This is a genomic window from Rothia sp. L_38, assembly GCF_050689125.1.
Taxonomy (GTDB): domain Bacteria; phylum Actinomycetota; class Actinomycetes; order Actinomycetales; family Micrococcaceae; genus Rothia.
In genome coordinates this window covers 1-16,057 of the sequence record NZ_JBOEQD010000003.1, presented here as the reverse complement: position 1 = coordinate 16,057, position 16,057 = coordinate 1, and the positions used below count along the sequence as shown (strand labels likewise).

Annotated in this window: 17 protein-coding genes and 1 riboswitch; of the genes, 12 read left to right on the top strand and 5 right to left on the bottom strand. The window is 58.6% G+C overall.

From position 1 onward, the window contains the following. Positions 1–4: 4 nt before the first annotated feature. Complete coding sequence (locus ACRCJM_RS02645) at positions 5–307, bottom strand: hypothetical protein (protein WP_431463708.1); 303 nt, start codon at positions 305–307, stop codon at positions 5–7. 69 nt (positions 308–376) lie between these two features. Beyond that, the gene (locus ACRCJM_RS02640) at positions 377–1,804 is read right to left on the bottom strand and encodes an MFS transporter (RefSeq protein ID WP_431463707.1); all 1,428 of its coding nucleotides are present in this window, start codon (positions 1,802–1,804) and stop codon (positions 377–379) included. 150 nt (positions 1,805–1,954) lie between these two features. Continuing rightward, a riboswitch (FMN riboswitch) is annotated at positions 1,955–2,088 on the top strand. Positions 2,089–2,229: 141 nt separating this feature from the next. On the opposite strand from ACRCJM_RS02640, the gene pnuC reads away from it, so the two are divergent. From pnuC to ACRCJM_RS02580, 12 genes are all read left to right on the top strand, one after another. After that, a complete protein-coding gene (gene pnuC / locus ACRCJM_RS02635) occupies positions 2,230–2,940 on the top strand; it encodes a nicotinamide riboside transporter PnuC (protein ID WP_185173046.1) in 711 nt (236 codons plus the stop codon). A gap of 2 nt (positions 2,941–2,942) precedes the next feature. Then, entirely contained in the window at positions 2,943–3,986 is a 1,044-nt protein-coding gene (gene ribD / locus ACRCJM_RS02630; protein WP_431463706.1) for a bifunctional diaminohydroxyphosphoribosylaminopyrimidine deaminase/5-amino-6-(5-phosphoribosylamino)uracil reductase RibD, read from the top strand. Positions 3,987–4,147: 161 nt separating this feature from the next. Next, complete coding sequence (ribB, locus tag ACRCJM_RS02625; protein WP_431463705.1) at positions 4,148–5,461, top strand: 3,4-dihydroxy-2-butanone-4-phosphate synthase; 1,314 nt, start codon at positions 4,148–4,150, stop codon at positions 5,459–5,461. Further along, positions 5,451–6,074: a GTP cyclohydrolase II gene (locus ACRCJM_RS02620; protein ID WP_431463704.1), complete on the top strand. Its 624-nt coding sequence runs from the start codon at positions 5,451–5,453 to the stop codon at positions 6,072–6,074. Before ribB ends, ACRCJM_RS02620 begins: the two co-directional genes overlap by 11 nt. A 90-nt stretch (positions 6,075–6,164) precedes the next feature. Continuing rightward, on the top strand, positions 6,165–6,635 hold the full coding sequence (gene ribH / locus ACRCJM_RS02615) for a 6,7-dimethyl-8-ribityllumazine synthase (RefSeq protein ID WP_431463703.1): 471 nt from the start codon (positions 6,165–6,167) through the stop codon (positions 6,633–6,635). Positions 6,636–6,803: 168 nt separating this feature from the next. Then, on the top strand, positions 6,804–7,115 hold the full coding sequence (locus ACRCJM_RS02610) for a type II toxin-antitoxin system RelE/ParE family toxin (RefSeq protein ID WP_431463702.1): 312 nt from the start codon (positions 6,804–6,806) through the stop codon (positions 7,113–7,115). Continuing rightward, a complete protein-coding gene (locus ACRCJM_RS02605) occupies positions 7,102–7,416 on the top strand; it encodes a helix-turn-helix domain-containing protein (RefSeq protein WP_377126185.1) in 315 nt (104 codons plus the stop codon). Before ACRCJM_RS02610 ends, ACRCJM_RS02605 begins: the two co-directional genes overlap by 14 nt. A 148-nt stretch (positions 7,417–7,564) precedes the next feature. Further along, complete coding sequence (locus tag ACRCJM_RS02600) at positions 7,565–7,828, top strand: phosphoribosyl-ATP diphosphatase (protein ID WP_135012131.1); 264 nt, start codon at positions 7,565–7,567, stop codon at positions 7,826–7,828. A gap of 24 nt (positions 7,829–7,852) precedes the next feature. Next, positions 7,853–8,698, top strand: a complete 846-nt coding sequence (hisG, locus tag ACRCJM_RS02595) for an ATP phosphoribosyltransferase (RefSeq protein ID WP_431463701.1) — start codon at positions 7,853–7,855, stop codon at positions 8,696–8,698. A gap of 81 nt (positions 8,699–8,779) precedes the next feature. Further along, a complete protein-coding gene (gene hisF / locus ACRCJM_RS02590; RefSeq protein ID WP_431463700.1) occupies positions 8,780–9,541 on the top strand; it encodes an imidazole glycerol phosphate synthase subunit HisF in 762 nt (253 codons plus the stop codon). Between the two features lie 12 nt (positions 9,542–9,553). Next, on the top strand, positions 9,554–9,688 hold the full coding sequence (locus ACRCJM_RS02585) for a hypothetical protein (RefSeq protein ID WP_377126179.1): 135 nt from the start codon (positions 9,554–9,556) through the stop codon (positions 9,686–9,688). An 81-nt stretch (positions 9,689–9,769) separates the two neighbouring features. Next, positions 9,770–11,557: an ATP-binding protein gene (locus ACRCJM_RS02580; RefSeq protein WP_431463699.1), complete on the top strand. Its 1,788-nt coding sequence runs from the start codon at positions 9,770–9,772 to the stop codon at positions 11,555–11,557. A 58-nt stretch (positions 11,558–11,615) separates the two neighbouring features. Here ACRCJM_RS02580 and ACRCJM_RS02575 read toward each other — a convergent pair whose 3' ends face one another. The 3 genes from ACRCJM_RS02575 to ACRCJM_RS02565 all read right to left on the bottom strand — a co-directional run bounded on the left by ACRCJM_RS02575 (position 11,616) and on the right by ACRCJM_RS02565 (position 15,998). Further along, positions 11,616–12,617: an Abi family protein gene (locus ACRCJM_RS02575; RefSeq protein ID WP_237199768.1), complete on the bottom strand. Its 1,002-nt coding sequence runs from the start codon at positions 12,615–12,617 to the stop codon at positions 11,616–11,618. Between the two features lie 233 nt (positions 12,618–12,850). Continuing rightward, complete coding sequence (locus ACRCJM_RS02570; protein ID WP_431463698.1) at positions 12,851–14,398, bottom strand: type I restriction enzyme subunit R domain-containing protein; 1,548 nt, start codon at positions 14,396–14,398, stop codon at positions 12,851–12,853. A gap of 1 nt (position 14,399) precedes the next feature. Next, complete coding sequence (locus ACRCJM_RS02565) at positions 14,400–15,998, bottom strand: type I restriction endonuclease (protein ID WP_431463697.1); 1,599 nt, start codon at positions 15,996–15,998, stop codon at positions 14,400–14,402. Positions 15,999–16,057 lie beyond the last annotated feature (59 nt).

The window sequence follows — 16,057 nt, the reverse complement described above, 5'->3', positions numbered from 1 at the left end:
AGCCTTAGGCCAGGTTCTTCTCGGCCCGCTCGGCAGCCTGCTCGTTGCCCATAGAGCGGTGGATGGTGGCCAGCATGGTGTAGTAGGTTACGGCGTCCTTAGACTCGGCAACCAGTACGGGCTTGGCTAGGGTCAGTACGTTCAGGGCCTGCTTGCCCTGGCCCTCGTCCAGCAGTTTCTGGGCGCCCTTCACAGCGCGGGCGACAGCCTGCTCGGGCTTGCGCTTGACCAGGTGCGCTACGGCACCGTGCTCCTGCTTGAAGGTGGTATCACGTTTTTGAATATTGGCGGGTTTCGCGTCAGACACAGCTCACCTTAGGGTCGAAATCTTGTTTGTTTCCCCTCAAGTCTAACGACTCTCGCCAGCGCAGGTGCCTTAGGCCAGCTGCCTGCCCCGAGTTTCAGGCAGCAGGAAGGTTGCGCCAGCTGCTGTGCAGAAGGCAAGGGCGAAGAGTACAAAGAGACCGGTTACACCCACCAGCGGTAGCAGGGCGGGCACCAGCAGGGGAGCTGTAATTGAGGCAAGCCGCCCGAACCCGGCCGCAGCACCGGTGCCCGAACCGCGCAGATGCCCCGGGTACAGCTCGGGGCCAATAGCGTAGAGGGCACCCCAGGCACCCAGGTTGAAGAAGGAGAGTAGGCAGCCGCTGGCCACCAGCGCCCAGACCTCGCTGGATAGGCCGTAGGCTACCGCGGCCAGCGCGGAGCCCAGCAAAAAAGTAGCCAGGGTAGAACGCCTGCCCCAGCGCTCAATGAGCCAGGCGCTCACCGCATAGCCCGGTAGCTGGGCCAGGGTCATGATCAGGGTGAAGGTAAAGGAGCTAACCAGGCTAAAGCCCTGCTGGATCAGTAGCGAGGGAATCCAGATAAAAGCCCCGTAGTAGGCAAGGTTGATGCAGAACCAGATGGCCCAGAAGGCAAGGGTGCGGCGGCGTAGCGCCGCTGACCAGATGGAGGTTGCCCGAGTCAGCTCGGCTGAAGCCTGCCCGGTAGCGGTAGCGGCAGGGGCGGACGGCGTCCGCGCAGCTTCTGCCCGCAAGGGCGGGGAGGTAGCGAAACCAGCGACCACGGACCGGGCGCGGGTAAGGTCGCCGCGTCGGGTGAGAAAGCGCACCGATTCGGGGAGCCCCCACCGCACCACCAGGGCGTAGAAGGCAGGGACGCAGCCGATGGCAAGAGCCCAGCGCCAGCCGTCCTCGGAGCGGCTCACGACGAAGGTGCCGATGAGGGCAGCGAGGATCCAGCCAACCGCCCAGAAGGCTTCAAGGACAACGACCATGCGCCCGCGCACAGCCTGCGGGGCAAACTCAGAAATATAGGTGGAGGCTACCGGCAGCTCAGCGCCGAGCCCCAACCCCACGATGAAACGCAACACCAGCAGAACGGTGAAGGTCGTAGCGAGGGCAGAAAAACCGGTAGCCAGCCCGTAGACCAGAAGCGTGCCGGCAAAGATTGCGCGCCGCCCAAACCTATCCGATAGACGCCCGCCCAGGGTGGCACCAATCGCCATGCCCAAAAACCCGATAGAGCCCAACAGCGATGCCTGCCCCGAGCTAATACCCCAGTGGGCAATCAGGGCAGCCATGACGAAGGAAATGAGGCCGATGTCCATGGCGTCCAGGGCCCAGCCGATACCCGTTACCCCCAGTAGGCGGGCGTGACGGCGGGTGACTGGCAGCTGGTCGAGGGTGGCGGTGAGCTGTTCGGCATTCAGGGAGTCGGTGTTGAGGGCGTCGGCAGTCGTGGCGGTAGCGCGGTGGCCGGGTGCGGACGCCCGGGGCTGGTTCTGGTGCGGGGAAGTCATGGGGCTCAGGGGGCAGGGAATAAGGTCAAACTGACTTTATCAGTAAGGGCTTCGGGGAAGGCCTCGCGCCCGACCAGATAGCGGGAATAAGTCACAATATGACGGTTACAGCCGCCTACCGTGCTATAACTTGAAGAGTAAAAGAAAAATATCGTGCTCCGGGACCCGGTGAAAATCCGAACCTGCGGTGACAGCCCGCTAATTGACGGCACATCCACGTGCCCGATACCTGCAAGGTGGAATTCCTTGGCAGACAGTACAGTCTGGATGGAAGGTAGCACGAGCAAACCGTAAGGTGCCCCCGCGGCACCTGCCGTACCCGACTGCCTGGCCCACCGGCGTCCTCACCGACGCCACCCACGGCCCCGCACAGACCGGGTACCCTCGATTTGTTCTCCCGGAGCCACTCGCTTTGGGAGTTTTTTATGGATTTCTTGCGGTGGCTCTTCGACGCTCAAATTGCGATTGGCGAAAACCAGTCCCTCTTGGTGCGCGAAGTCCTTGGCAACATCTTCGGCCTACTATCAGCCCTCGGCGGTATGCGCCGCAAAGTCTGGGCCTGGCCTGTCGGCATTCTCGGCAACCTGCTTCTACTCACTGTCTTTTTGGGTACCCTCTTCGGGTCAACCTACGGTACCGCTAACCTTTTGGGGCAGGCAGGCCGCCAGATCATGTTTATCGCCGTTTCCGTCTGGGGCTGGTACCGCTGGAACCAAACCCGCAAGACCGGCGACGCAGGCCAGGCAGCAGTGATACCCCAGTGGGCAAGCTGGCGCGAACGAGCTTTCATGGTCGCCTTCATGCTGGTCGGCACCGGCGCCTTGACCCCCATCTTCCGCGCCCTGGGCTCCTACGAGCCGGTCTGGTCAGACGCCTGGATCTTCACCGGCTCCCTACTCGCCACCTACGGTATGGCTAAGGGCTGGGTAGAGTTCTGGCTGGTCTGGGTCGCCGTGGACGTGGTCGGCGTGCCCCTGCTCTGGTCAGCAGGCTACTACGCCAGCGCCTTCATGTACCTCTTCTACGGGGCCTTCACCCTCACCGGCTTCTTCGTCTGGTGGCGCACCCGCAACCGCGAAATGGGCAAGGTTGAGGTCGAAACAGCCTTCCCCGACCCCACCGTCGACGTACGCTAATCATGGCAATCCTTACCGACACCCAGGCAATGGGCCTTGCCCTCGATAAGGCCCGCAAGGGCGTGCGCGGGGCTAACCCCCTAGTCGGGGCAGTAATTGTGGACGCCACCGGGCAGCTCCTTGCCACCGGCTGGCACCGCGGCGCCGGCACACCCCACGCTGAAGCCGACGCCCTCGCCCAAGCCCGTGCCGCCGGCATCGACGTCCACGGGGCCCGCATGTTCGTCACCCTAGAGCCCTGCAACCACACCGGCCGCACCGGACCCTGCTCAGTTGCTATAGCCGAGGCCGGTATCGCTGAGGTCACCTACGCCTACGCCGACACCACCGACGACGCCGCCGGGGGAGCAGCCTATCTGCGCTCGCAGGGCATAGCTGTTCGTGGCGGACTGTTGGAAGATGACGCCTACGCCCTCAACGCCCGCTGGTTCACAGCAGCTACCGAGAAGCGTCCTTTCGTCACCGCCAAAATCGCAAGCTCCCTCGACGGCTACATCGCAGCCGCCGACGGAACAAGCCAGTGGATCACCGGGGAAGAAGCCCGCGCCGACGGCCACGCCCTGCGCGCCCGCGCCGACGCCATCATGGTCGGCACCGGCACCGTACAGGCCGATAACCCCCAACTCACCGCAAGGACGGGCACCGGGCAGCTCACCGAGCACCAGCCCCTGCGCGTGGTGGTGGGGGAAAACGCTTTGCTAGAGGGTAGCCACCTGGCCCGTTCTGTAGTAGAGGGCAGTGCCCTGCACTACCGAACCCACGACCTCACCAGCGTACTCACCGACCTACACGCCAGGGGAGTGCGCCACCTCATGGTCGAAGGCGGCCCCACCCTCATCACCGCCCTCATCCGCACCAACCTCGTCGACGAACTCTACTGGTACCGGGCACCCCTGCTGCTCGGCGCAGGAAAACCAGCCCTTGGCGACCTCGGCGTGAGCAGCCTGAGCCAGGCAGCGCATTGGCACCTCGACCACCTCACCCACCACCCAGCAGTGCAAATCTTGGGAGCGGACGTCCGCACTCGGTTTGTACCTGCTCCGTAGAGATTTTGGGAGGCGGGGCAGGCTCACAGCGAAGCTGCTGGCTCGGGGCTGGCGTGAATCGCTTGTGAGCGCTAGCGAACCAGCGAGAGGGTCGGCAGCGAGCGTGAGCCTGTCGCGCATCCTATCCCACAGAAAATCTCATAAGTTTTGAAAGACTTCATATGTTTACCGGAATCATTGCCGCAACCGGCACCGTAGAATCCATAGAACCCGTACTCGATTCTGAGGGGCGGGCTGAGTCAGCTGTCGTTACCATCAAGGCGGGCTCGCTCATTGACGATCTTGAGCACGGTGGCTCCCTGGCCGTCAACGGCGTCTGCCTAACCGCCACCTGCACCCGCCAACTGGCCGAGGGCTACTTCGCTGCCGACATGATGGGTGAAACCCTGCGCCGCACTAACCTGGGGCAGCTGGCCCCTGGTGCGCGCGTCAACCTTGAGCGCTGCATGCCAGCGGACGGCCGCTTTGACGGTCACGTCGTGCAGGGTCACGTGGACGGGCTCGGCACCGTGGTCAAGGTTGAAGACCATGAATCCTGGCGTACCGTGCGCGTGCGCGTGCCGCGGGATATGGCAGCCCACCTCACCGAGAAAGGCTCTATTACTGTGTCGGGTGCGTCGCTGACCGTCACCGCCGTATCCCACCCGCAGGCCGACACCCACTGGTTCGAGGTAGGTCTGATCCCCGCAACACTAGAAGCCACCACCCTAGGTGAGCTAACCGTGGGTGATACCGTCAACCTCGAAACCGACGCCCTCGCCAAGTACGTGCAGCGTATTCTGGCGGTATCGGGCTCGGTTGCCGGCCTGAGCGTTACCCCCACCGGTAGCGCTGGTGGCTGGGAACACCGCGCCGCCGCCCTCGACACCATCGATCGGGCAGTTGCCGAAATTGCCCGGGGCGGGGCCGTCGTCGTGGTCGATGACGAAGACCGTGAAAACGAAGGCGACATCATCTTCGCCGCCGAACACGCCACCCCTGAACTCATGGGCTTCACCATCCGCTACACCTCCGGCGTCATCTGCGCCCCTATGAGCGCCGCCCGGGCAGATGCCCTGAACCTACCGCCCATGGTCGCAGTGAACGAGGATGCCAAGGGCACCGCCTACACCGTCACCTGCGATGCCCGCGACGGCGTCACCACCGGCATCTCAGCCGCCGACCGGGCCCGTACCGTACAGGTACTTGCCGACCCGGCGTCCTCTGCAGGTGACCTGACCCGCCCCGGCCACGTCCTACCCCTACGAGCGGTCGACGGGGGAGTGCGCCAGCGCCCCGGCCACACCGAAGCCGCCGTCGAGCTTTCTCTGCTGGCAGGTCTATCGGGCGTTGGTGTTATCTCTGAAATCGTAAACGACGACGGCACCATGATGCGCTTCGACGCCCTCCGCGCCTTTGCCACCCAGCACAACATGCCCATGATTTCCATCGCTGACCTGGTCACCTACCTGCAGGAGCGCGACGGTGAGCGATAAGAACACCCTCGTAGCCAGTAGCGAGCCGGTACTGGTACCCACCCCTCACGGCACCTTCGCCGTATCTGCCTACGAGTTTGCCGACGGCACCGAGCACATGCTGGCCACAGCCGTGGGTGCGGACGGACGCCCCCACCCCGCCGGTGGGGACGGCCAGGACCACCTGGTTCGGCTGCACTCCGAATGCGCTACCGGGGATCTGTTGGGGTCCTACCGCTGCGACTGCGGCCCCCAGCTAGAAAAAGCCCTAGCCACCGTGCAGGAGCTGGGCGGCTCGGTGCTGTATCTGCGCGGGCACGAGGGCAGGGGCATCGGCCTGGTCAATAAGCTCCGCGCCTACGCCCTGCAAGACGCCGGGGACGACACCCTGGACGCCAACCTGCACCTGGGTTTCCCAGCCGACGCGCGGGACTACACCCAGGCGTCCGTCATCTTGAAGGCAGCCGGGCTGACCCGCGTGCGCCTGCTGACCAACAACCCGGCCAAGGCCGAGGCCCTGACCGACCTGGGGGTGACGGTGACCGGGCTGGTGCCCGACATCATCGCCCCTAGACCCGAGAACGAGCGCTACCTGGCCACCAAACGCGACCGTATGCGCCACATCCTCAACTAGGTACCATCTGAGTCAGAAAAACCCATCTAGTTTGTGGTCATTTCTGAATTAGCTGGTACCTACCCCAAACCCAACCTTAAGGAGAACATCATGAGCGGAGCAGGAGCACCCGCCCCTAAACTCAACCCCGCAGACACCGCAGGTCTGAAGGTCGCCGTGATTGCGGCGTCCTGGCACACCCAGATCATGGACGGCCTGCTCAACGGTGCCCGTCGCGCCGCAGCGGACGCCGGTATCGAACCGACCATCGTGCGCGTGCCCGGCACCTTCGAACTGCCGGTAGCCGCCGCAACCCTGGCCGAGAAGTACGATGCGCTCGTCGCCCTGGGCGTGGTTATCCGCGGCGGCACCCCGCACTTCGATTACGTCTGCGACGCCGCCACCAGCGGTCTGACCAAGGTTTCTGTGGAGACCAAAACCCCTGTCGGCTTCGGCGTGCTGACCTGCGATACCGAAGAGCAGGGCCTGGACCGCGCTGGCCTACCCGGCTCCACCGAAGACAAGGGCTACGAGGCAATGGCCGCGGCCCTGGAAACCGTGGTGGCGCTGCGCGGGCTCTAACACCTAGAGGCAAGCCCCCAAACGTTATGAGCGGACGCCCGCCCTCCTATCTTTAGCGAAGATAGGAGGGCTATACTTTGTCTTCACCTATGCAATAGAATATATTTATAGTATTCTGGCGTTATGCAAGGGTGGACGGTTGAAGTAGGTTTCGTTCAAGACTGGCTCATGGAACTGCCTAGCCAGGAGTATCTTCATGTGCTTGCAGCGCTTGAATACCTTGGGTCTGTAGGACCTCATGGGGGCAGGCCCTTTATTGATCGTATTGCCGGCTCGTCTTTCCATAACCTCAAAGAACTAAGACCCCGCGGCCACGCAAAAAATATTAGAATTCTATTCATCTTTGATCCAGAGCAACAGGCGATTCTGTTGGTAGCTGGTGACAAAACCGGCCAATGGGACAAATGGTACAAACAGAATATCCCTCTTGCTGAGAAACGCTATGAAGAGTACCTAAGGAAACGCCATGACAACTCTTGAAGAACTGAAACAAATGCGTCCAGTCGATTCTCATGACCTACAGCACCTAGTGAATGAAATGCATGCTGAGGCTCGTGTTTTTCAGCTACAGGAGCTTCGCAAAGATTTAGGTCTGACCCAGACCGATCTGGCTGAAAAAATCGGTGTCTCCCAAAAAAGAATTTCCCAGATGGAAAAAGGGGATATCGAGAGTGTTAGTATCAAAACCCTGCACAAATACCTCGCAGCGCTAGGTGCAGACCTCACCGTTACGGCCGATTTCCCGGTGGGTACGCGCCACAAGATTTATAGCACCCTGTAAGTAAGCGGCCGACGCCCGCCTTCCTGCCCTGCCGCTGGCGGTAGGGCAGGCGTCCGTCCGCGCATCTCATCCTGTGCGCGTGACCGAAAGATGAAATCTAAACCTGCCCGGTAACGCCAGCGCATCAAAGAGCGGTACGCTAGAAACCGTGAAGAACTTTGAAACCCTATTCGCAGAGCTAGCCGAAAAGGCTGAAACCCGCCCTGAGGGTTCCGGCACTGTTGCGGAACTCGACAAAGGCGTGCACTTTATCGGCAAGAAAATCGTAGAAGAAGCAGCGGAAGTCTGGATGGCCGCTGAATTCCAATCAGACGCCGAGTTCGCTGAAGAGGCTTCACAGCTGATTTACCATTTGCAGTGCATGATGATCGCCAAGGGACTGACTCCCGAAGATATCTACAAGTACCTCTAAACCATCACTGCAAAGGAAAAACCTATGCTGCGCGTTGCAGTTCCTAACAAGGGCATGCTCTCTCAGGCTGCCATCACCATGCTGACCGAGGCTGGCTACCTCCAGCGCCGTGACTCCCGCGAGCTGGTGCTCGTTGACCAGGACAACGAGGTTGAATTTTTCTACCTGCGCCCCCGCGACATCGCCGTGTACGTGGGTGAGGGCACCTTGGACGTCGGTATCACCGGCCGCGACCTGCTGCTCGACTCCGGCACCCACGCTGAGGAAGCGCTCAAGCTCGATTTTGCCCGCTCCACCTTCCGCCTGGCAGGGCCCGCCGGTACCTACTCCGACCCGTCTGAACTTGAAGGTAAGCGCATCGCCACCAGCTACAAGCGCCTGCTGACCGACTACCTGGAACGCTCCGGTATCAACGCGTCGGTGGTGCGCCTGGATGGCGCTATTGAGTCCTCGATTCGTTTAGGCGTTGCGGACGCCATCGCCGACGTCGTGGAAACCGGCAACACCATGCGCGCAGCCGGTCTGGAACCTTTTGGCGACCCGATTATGCGCTCCGAGGCCCTGCTCATTAAGCGCCCCGGCGTTGAGGACCACGCCGGTCTTGAGCGCCTCCAGCGCCGCCTGCAGGGTGTGCTGATTGCCCGCCAGTACGTGATGATTGACTACAACATCGAAGAGGCTAACCTTAAGGCTGCCACCACCCTGACCCCCGGCCTGGAAGCCCCGACCATCTCGCCGCTCTCGCGTGAGGGCTGGGTGGCTGTGCGTTCTATGGTGCCGCGTAAGGCTGCCAACAAGGTCATGGATTCCCTCTACGACATTGGGGGCCGTGGCATTCTCGTGACCGCTATTCAGGCTGCGCGCCTGTAGTCTTGCCCGGCGGCGTCCTTGCCCCTGATATGGGCGGACGCCGCCGCTTCAGTTTTGCTTTCAAGGAAAGGGGGCGCGCCCGTGGGTGTTGCCATTCGTGTTATTCCGTGTCTTGATGTGGATGCCGGCCGCGTGGTTAAGGGCGTCAAGTTTGAGGGTCTGCGCGACGCTGGCGACCCGGTAGAACTCGCCAAGCGCTACAACGCTGAGGGCGCCGATGAGCTGACCTTCCTGGACGTCACCGCCTCTTCTTCGGACCGCCAGACCACCTTCGATGTGGTGTCGTCGACCGCTGAGCAGGTCTTTATTCCGCTGACCGTGGGTGGGGGAGTGCGCACCGCTGAGGACGTCGACCGCCTGCTACGCACCGGCGCCGATAAGGCCTCTATCAACACTGCCGCTATTGCCCGGCCCGAGGTAATCAACGAGATTACCGAGCGGTTTGGCTCCCAGGTGCTGGTGCTCTCGGCGGACGCTAAGAAGTCGAGCGCCACTCCGTCGGGCTATGAGGTGACCACCCACGGCGGCCGTACATCCACCGGGCTTGACCTTCTTGAATGGGTTGCTGAGGCCCAGGAGCGCGGCGTAGGCGAGATCCTGCTGAACTCCATTGACGCCGACGGCACTAAGGCCGGCTTTGACCTGCCCATGATCCGCGCAGTGCGCTCTGTTGTCACCGTACCCCTAATTGCTTCGGGCGGCGCGGGCGCAGCCGAGCACTTCCCACCCGCCATAGAAGCAGGAGCGGACGCCGTCCTCGCAGCGTCCATCTTCCACTTCGGCGAGGTCAGCATCGGGGAAGTGAAGGACGCAATCCGAGCGGCGGGGTACGAAGTACGTTAGGAAAGCATCTTGATGATGACTACTGAAGATGATTGGCTAGCAACTCAGGAAACTCTTTACCTTAGTTCTATCCCTGAAGTACGTGAGAGCATTGTGCAAGCTCAGCTTGAGCCTTTAGATGAAGGCAGTGCTGAGCTTCCTTGGTGAATTAGCTAATCCACCTAGTACTTTTAACAACTTGTACATCCTATGTACAAAATTTTGTGCATCGAATGTACAATTTGACCTATGACCTTCTATCCCAGATTCCTTGAGCCCAAGATACTTGACCTGCTTGCTGTTGCGCCTGTCGTGATTATCGAAGGCGCTCGTGCAGTGGGGAAGACAAGCTTAGTGAACAAGCTGGCTCATGAGGGGCATCTGAAGGCAGTTTATTCGATGGCTGATGCCGGTCTGCGAGCAGTGGTTGAGGCTGATACAGTGGGTTGGCTCCGTGGTTTAGAGTGGCCCTGCGCAATCGACGAAGCTCAGCTGGTTCCTGAGCTGCCGGTTGCTGTGAAACAGGTTCTAGATGAGAACCAGGACTCAATTCGTCTAGTTCTTACCGGTTCTTCAAGCATCGGGCAAAGCGGCTTTGGCGGCACTGACCCTCTGGCACGCAGGGCTTTACGAGTATCATTAGAGCCTTTAAGCGAGGCAGAAATCAACTCTCCCCATCAGCAGCCGTGGTCTGTGATAGATGCTCTATTTGATGCAAATCCGGTTACAGGGGAACAAACACAACCTCTGGATATTGAATCTGACGCGATTGTTTTAGGGGGTATGCCCCAGTATCGTCGGTTTGCTGGCAATTCAGTGACCTCAACGTTAGGCCTGGCTATTGACGAGGGGATAAGAAGCATCCTAACTCAGCGGGTAAAGCCAGGTGAGTCGTTTGATCAGGTACGTGCACACGAGATTTTGGCTTATGTTTTAAGGCACCCTGCTTCAGAGCTAAATATCTCTGAAATGGGCAGAGAACTCTCAATGGACCGCCGCACAGTTGATTCTTATCTCGACGCTCTCGAAAAACGTTTCTTGATATATGAGGTCCCCAACCTGCATCGGGCTTCAAAGAGGTCTTTGCGGTCTTCAGCTAAGTTTTTCCCCGCAGATGTGGCTTTATCCGCTCGGTCTTTGGTCAGTACGAGTGATGCACAGTTAGTTGATGCAGATGTACGAGGGCGTCTGATTGAGACACTGGTGATGCAGCAGGTACGTGCCCATGCTGGATGGGCTGAGCGTAGTGTGGATATATTCCATTGGCGACAGCGGATTAAGAACAAGGACGTTGAGGTCGATGTAGTCTTGCGTGATTCTGCAGGTTCTCTCATTGCTGTGGAAGTGAAAGCTTCTGCGCGTGTAAAGCCTGAATTCTTGAAGGGGTTGAAGAGCTTTCAAGAATTGTATGGTGACAGGGTTACACGGGGCTTCGTCGTTTGTAATGTGGCTCGGCCTGTGCCTTTAGGCGAGAATATATGGGCTCTTCCCTTGGCCGCCTTGTGGGACGCTAGTTTGTGGCAGGGGTTGATGAACAGAGCGCGCGCAACTGCGATAGAGCCACGGGCAGAGTTTGAGCCCTCTAAGAAAACTGGCGATGTTGATGTGCGTGTCGTTGCTAGTTTCGCTGCGGCTGATGAGGGCTCTGCGTTAGCAGGGAATATTCGTGGCTTTGCTGAAGATGTTGCTGATGCTGTTGAGGGTCTGTCTGGTTTGAGCGTTGAGCTTGTTTTGGATGATGATCCGGCACATTTTACTCATACGCTGGGCGCGGACGCTGACGAGCAGGTACCCCTTGTTGGCTTGGCTTTGGTGACGCCTCGCTGGGTCAAGCAAATAGGTGACTTGTCTGTGTTAGACGGCAAGAATATTGTGCCGGTTCTGTGGATTGCTAACTCTAAGATTCCAGAGGAACAGAGTAGGGCTGTTCTTGATTTAACGGATGTGCGTCGTGCAGATCGTGATTCCGCACAGTACCGCCTGGGCGTGGAGCAGGTGGCGGAGAGCTTGCTCTCTAAGATGTCCCACAATATCTAGTGGCTCAGTTCCTCCACCTTCTCACCCCGCAGCAGTTCGTAGAGGCCCATGCGGAATATTAGTTATTCCAGATTTCTAATTCTTGCCAGTTGCCAGGAAAACCCATGTTACGTTCGGCAGTAATAAGCGGTTCAGATAATTCTTGCAGATATATTTGGGGTAACTTTTTAACCTGCGTTTTGAACGTATTGTGCCAGTTAGTGCCAGATTCATGGCATCTAAGCATATGGGCGAGTAAGACACACGGCATGTATATTTTGTCGGCAGGGAGTTCCTTATCTATATGCTTTAAATATTTTTTGAAGTAAGAGTTTGAATGAACAGACACATTCCTTTTCATGCTCTTATTGAAAACTCTAGCACCATGAGCGCAGTCGTTTCTTAAGTCCATGATTGCAAGTAGCCAGGAGCCAAACTTGGTGCCTTGTCGAACCCCGAAATTTCTTGCCACATCATTTTGGTCTTCTACCTTCATCAAAAGATAAAAGTGAATTAGGGTTCCAAAGGACACAATTTCTAGTGCTGCCCACACAGGAATTTCTGTCTTGTAGACAAGCGTATGGTGCGCTATGAAATCGTCATTATTTTTGGATTTTTTGGCGCTCTCGTACTGAGCTTTCCAAGCCTCAAACTTGGTTGTTTGATCTCGAGAAGAAGTAAGTTCATAACATTTTGTGGAATCTAAGCATGAAATCTCAAGATGCCCTTTTGGATTTTTCTTTGCGATGACATGGGCGATAGCGGTTCTTAGTCTTACCTCTAAATCAAAGATACCTGTCAAAATGACGGCACGTAGTTTGGTGTCGAAATCTGCTAACGCTATAGAGTCTTCGAACCTTGAGCCAGCTTCAAACTCATCATGGCGGAACTCTCTACGTTTGATGAGATCATCGGTGAGGGGCTCTCGAAGTTTTCTAAAGGGATATCTGTAGCCGCTCGTGCGGTGGTAGCCGAGTCTTCTGAGCTCTGCTTCAGCTTTAGTCTTATCGTCGATTTGCATCCCCAGCTGCTCAAGTCTGTTGATGAGATCTGGGTGGTCTAGGAACCCTTTTTCAGCCATAAGCACCTACTTAAAATGAAAACCGCCACATGATACATGCAGAACTTTGAGGTTCCATGTAACAGAGGTGGGCGGTGTCTGATACCTTTACCCTACCACATGCGATGTTGCATTTGAATGCTGGGAGAAACTTGATTCCAAACCGCGTAACAATTTCTAATAAGGTTATAGCCTACTTCGATTCGATGGTCGGAGTTATACCAGCATACAAAGATCGCTAAGGTGGTCCCCTTTTACGGAGTCAGCTCCTCCACCTTCTCGCCCCGCAGCAGTTCGTACAGGCCCATGTCGAGCATGAACTCTACGAACTGCTCCGCGGGTAGCTTGCGCACGTGGTCAATCAGGTCAGCTGTATCTGAGCTGTAGTCCCAGAGCTTATTCGCCAGGCCAACGCGTACGTTCTTCGAATGGTAGAAGTCCACCTTGGTGTTGGCCATGGCGCTTTGCTTGAGCCCGGCGTCCTTGGCCGCCTCAGCCACAAAGGTGGTCGCAAAACCCACCTGGTGCTCGTCACTCAAATCAAGGCCGTGGAAGTACTTATTAATTTTCTCAATCAGCTCGGACCGGGCCTTGCGCTCGCGCTCCTGAATGCTGGCTAGGCCGGCCTCCGTCATGCCCTGTAGGCCCTCCGCCTGGGAGGACGAGAGCTTCAAGTCTTCCTCTTCCCGCAGCTTTTCGAGGCGGTAGTGGGTGAGTACGATGTCGTCCACGTTCACTACCTCGGGCGACACCTCATCGAGGGTAAAGCGGCGCAGCTTGCGTGCAAGCAGGTCAGCGAAGGCAGAGAGTTTCTCGTAGTAGGGGTCACCGAAGTTGAAGATTTGCGAGAAGAAGGCGTAGGACTTCACGTACTGGGCGAGGGTTGAGCGGAACTCCAGCAGTACCTCAAGGGCGGCCCGGTCAGCAGAACCGTCAAGGCCTTCCTGCGCTGCCCGCCAGCGCGTCACAAACCGCTGCACGGGTATGGAAATGAGCGAGTCAAAGGACGCCTGCCGGGCACCGGGTGCAACCCACTTTTCCCAGAACTGTTCCACATCTGCCCGGTTGTAGATACCGGCCGCGTCGAGCTTGTCGACCTGTTTGGCAACCAGGTCGAGGTCCGATTCGGTCTCGATGCGGGCGTCCTCGTAGTACTCGGCGAAGGCGGCGCGTATCTGTTCGGGGTCGTTGACGAAGTCCAGAATGTAGGTGTTCTCTTTGCCGTCGGCGCGGCGGTTGAGGCGGGAGAGGGTCTGCACGGCGGTTATGCCCGAGAGCTTCTTATCCACGTACATGGCAACCAGAAGGGGCTGGTCAAAGCCGGTCTGGTACTTGTTAGCCACGATTAGAATATGCTGGCCGTCCTGGTTGAAGACTTCAGCGAGGTTCCTGCCTTTGAGCTCAGGGTTCATGGACGCCTCAGTCACGGTGGGCGTATCAACCCCGGGCACTACCTCAAGGTCGGGGTCGGGCAGTTCACCGGAGAAAGCAACCAGTGTCTTCAGGGGCAGGGCTTTCTCGGCGATAGCTTTTTCAAAAGCCCGCTGGTAGCGCACGGCTGCAGCACGTGAGGACGTCACCACCATGGCTTTGGCTTTACCGCCGAGTTCCTGCTTGACTCGGCCCTCAAAGTGCTCAAGAATCACCGCTACCTTGGAGGCAACATTGGTGGGGTGCAGCTCCACAAAGTTGATGAGGCTCTTGGTGCCCTTGCGGATGTCGATTTCTTCGTCTGCCCCGCTGTCCTCGTTTTTCTGGGCGATTTTGGCTGCCATCTGGTAGGTGGTGTAGTTCTTGAGCACGTCAAGAATGAAGCCCCTCTTCAATGGCTTGCTTCATGGGGTAGAGGTCGAAGGGCTCGTGGGGGCCGGTGCCGTCGGCCCGTCGGCCAAAGACCTCAAGGGTCTTCGCCTTGGGCGTTGCGGTGAAGGCAAAGAAGGACACCTGGTGGCCCTCGCCCACCACACGCTGGGCCATCTTGGTCAGGGCCACCTGGTCAGCTTCGGGGTCTGACTCTTCAATACCGGCGTCAATCTCGGTGTTGAGCATTTCCTTGATGGAATCGGTTGCCTTACCCGACTGGGAGGAGTGCGCCTCGTCCGCAATAATCGCAAAGTGCTTACCGGCGAGCTGGCCGCCCTCCTTCGTCATTTCTGCCAGGGCAAAGGGGAAGGTTTGCAGGGTGACGCCGATGATGGGCACCCCGGTGGTCAGTGCCTCGACGAGCTGCTTAGATTTGGAATCGCCGCTGCCGCGCGTAATGGGCTGGAAGGTGCCGGCTGTGGTGACGGGCTGGTCGATGGCGTCCTGGAGCTGCTGGTCGAGTACCTGCCGGTCGGCGATGACGATGACGGAGTCGAAGACGCGCTCGCCGTCTGGGGTGTGGAGGTTGGAGAGCCGGTGGGCTGTCCAGGCGATGGAGTCGGTTTTGCCGGATCCCGCCGAGTGCTGCACCAGGTATTTTTGCCCTGCGCCTTCGGCGCGGGCTGCTTGGACGAGTTTGGTGACGGCTCGCCACTGGTGGTAGCGGGGGAATCTGATGTGGCTTTTGTGGGTGGTTTTGCCGGTGAGGGGGTCGGTGATTTTTTGGTGGTTGGTGTAGATGAATTTGGTGAGGATAGTGATCCAGGTGTTGGGGTCGAGGATTTCTTCCCAGAAGTAGCTGGTGGCGAGTTTGCCGTCGATGATGGGGTTGCCTGCGCCGCCGTTGGCTCCGCGGTTGAAGGGGAGGAAGTTGGTTGCTTTCCCTGCCAATTTGGTGGTCATGGCGATTTCGTCTTGGGAGAGGGCGAAGTGGACGAGGGCGCCGCGGTGTTCTTGGAGCAGGGGTGAGGTTTTTGGATCGCGGTCGGTGCGGTATTGATTTATAGCGATTTGGAGGGTTTGGGTGTATTCGCTTTTGAGTTCGATGGTGGCTACGGGTAGGCCGTTGATGAAGAGCACGAGGTCTATACGGGCTTTTTCACTTGCTGGATTGTAATAGACTTCTTCGACGACTCGCAGGATGTTCTTGTGGTAGAGGGCTGTGAGTTCGGGGTTGCGGTTGTCTTGGGGTGGGTAGGCGAGTAGGTGGAAGGGGCGGCGTGCGCCGGGTACGCTGAAGCCTTTGCGTAGGACGTTGAGGGTTCCGCCGCCTTGTTCTTCTGGGGTTGCGAGTTTGGTGACGAGCCGGTCGAGTAGGCGGTTTTCTTGTGCCTGCCGGGTGGTGGGGTCGGTGCCGGGTTTGATGAGGGTGGCGTAGTTTTTGGGGTCGCTGGTTTGTAGCCAGGTGAGGACGTCGGCGGGGTAGAGGGCGCGCTGGGCGTCGTAGCCTGCGGAGTTGGGGGAGTGTACCCACCCGTGAGTAGCCAGGTAGGCGCAGATGTCTTGCTGGAGGGGACGTTCGAGGTGGGTGCGGGGCATGAACAATACTCCTATTCGGCGTGAAAACTAAAAATAAAATTATTAATTACATCAGACAT

Coding starts and splice junctions, on each gene's coding strand:
- ribH (WP_431463703.1), top strand. CDS start 6,165: ATGAGCGGAGCAGGAGCACCCGCCCCTAAACTCAACCCCGCAGACACC.
- pnuC (WP_185173046.1), top strand. CDS start 2,230: ATGGATTTCTTGCGGTGGCTCTTCGACGCTCAAATTGCGATTGGCGAA.
- ribB (WP_431463705.1), top strand. CDS start 4,148: ATGTTTACCGGAATCATTGCCGCAACCGGCACCGTAGAATCCATAGAA.
- ACRCJM_RS02575 (WP_237199768.1), bottom strand. CDS start 12,617: ATGGCTGAAAAAGGGTTCCTAGACCACCCAGATCTCATCAACAGACTT.
- ACRCJM_RS02610 (WP_431463702.1), top strand. CDS start 6,804: ATGGAACTGCCTAGCCAGGAGTATCTTCATGTGCTTGCAGCGCTTGAA.
- hisG (WP_431463701.1), top strand. CDS start 7,853: ATGCTGCGCGTTGCAGTTCCTAACAAGGGCATGCTCTCTCAGGCTGCC.
- ACRCJM_RS02605 (WP_377126185.1), top strand. CDS start 7,102: ATGACAACTCTTGAAGAACTGAAACAAATGCGTCCAGTCGATTCTCAT.
- ACRCJM_RS02585 (WP_377126179.1), top strand. CDS start 9,554: ATGATGACTACTGAAGATGATTGGCTAGCAACTCAGGAAACTCTTTAC.
- ACRCJM_RS02640 (WP_431463707.1), bottom strand. CDS start 1,804: ATGACTTCCCCGCACCAGAACCAGCCCCGGGCGTCCGCACCCGGCCAC.
- ACRCJM_RS02565 (WP_431463697.1), bottom strand. CDS start 15,998: ATGCCCCGCACCCACCTCGAACGTCCCCTCCAGCAAGACATCTGCGCC.
- ribD (WP_431463706.1), top strand. CDS start 2,943: ATGGCAATCCTTACCGACACCCAGGCAATGGGCCTTGCCCTCGATAAG.
- ACRCJM_RS02580 (WP_431463699.1), top strand. CDS start 9,770: ATGACCTTCTATCCCAGATTCCTTGAGCCCAAGATACTTGACCTGCTT.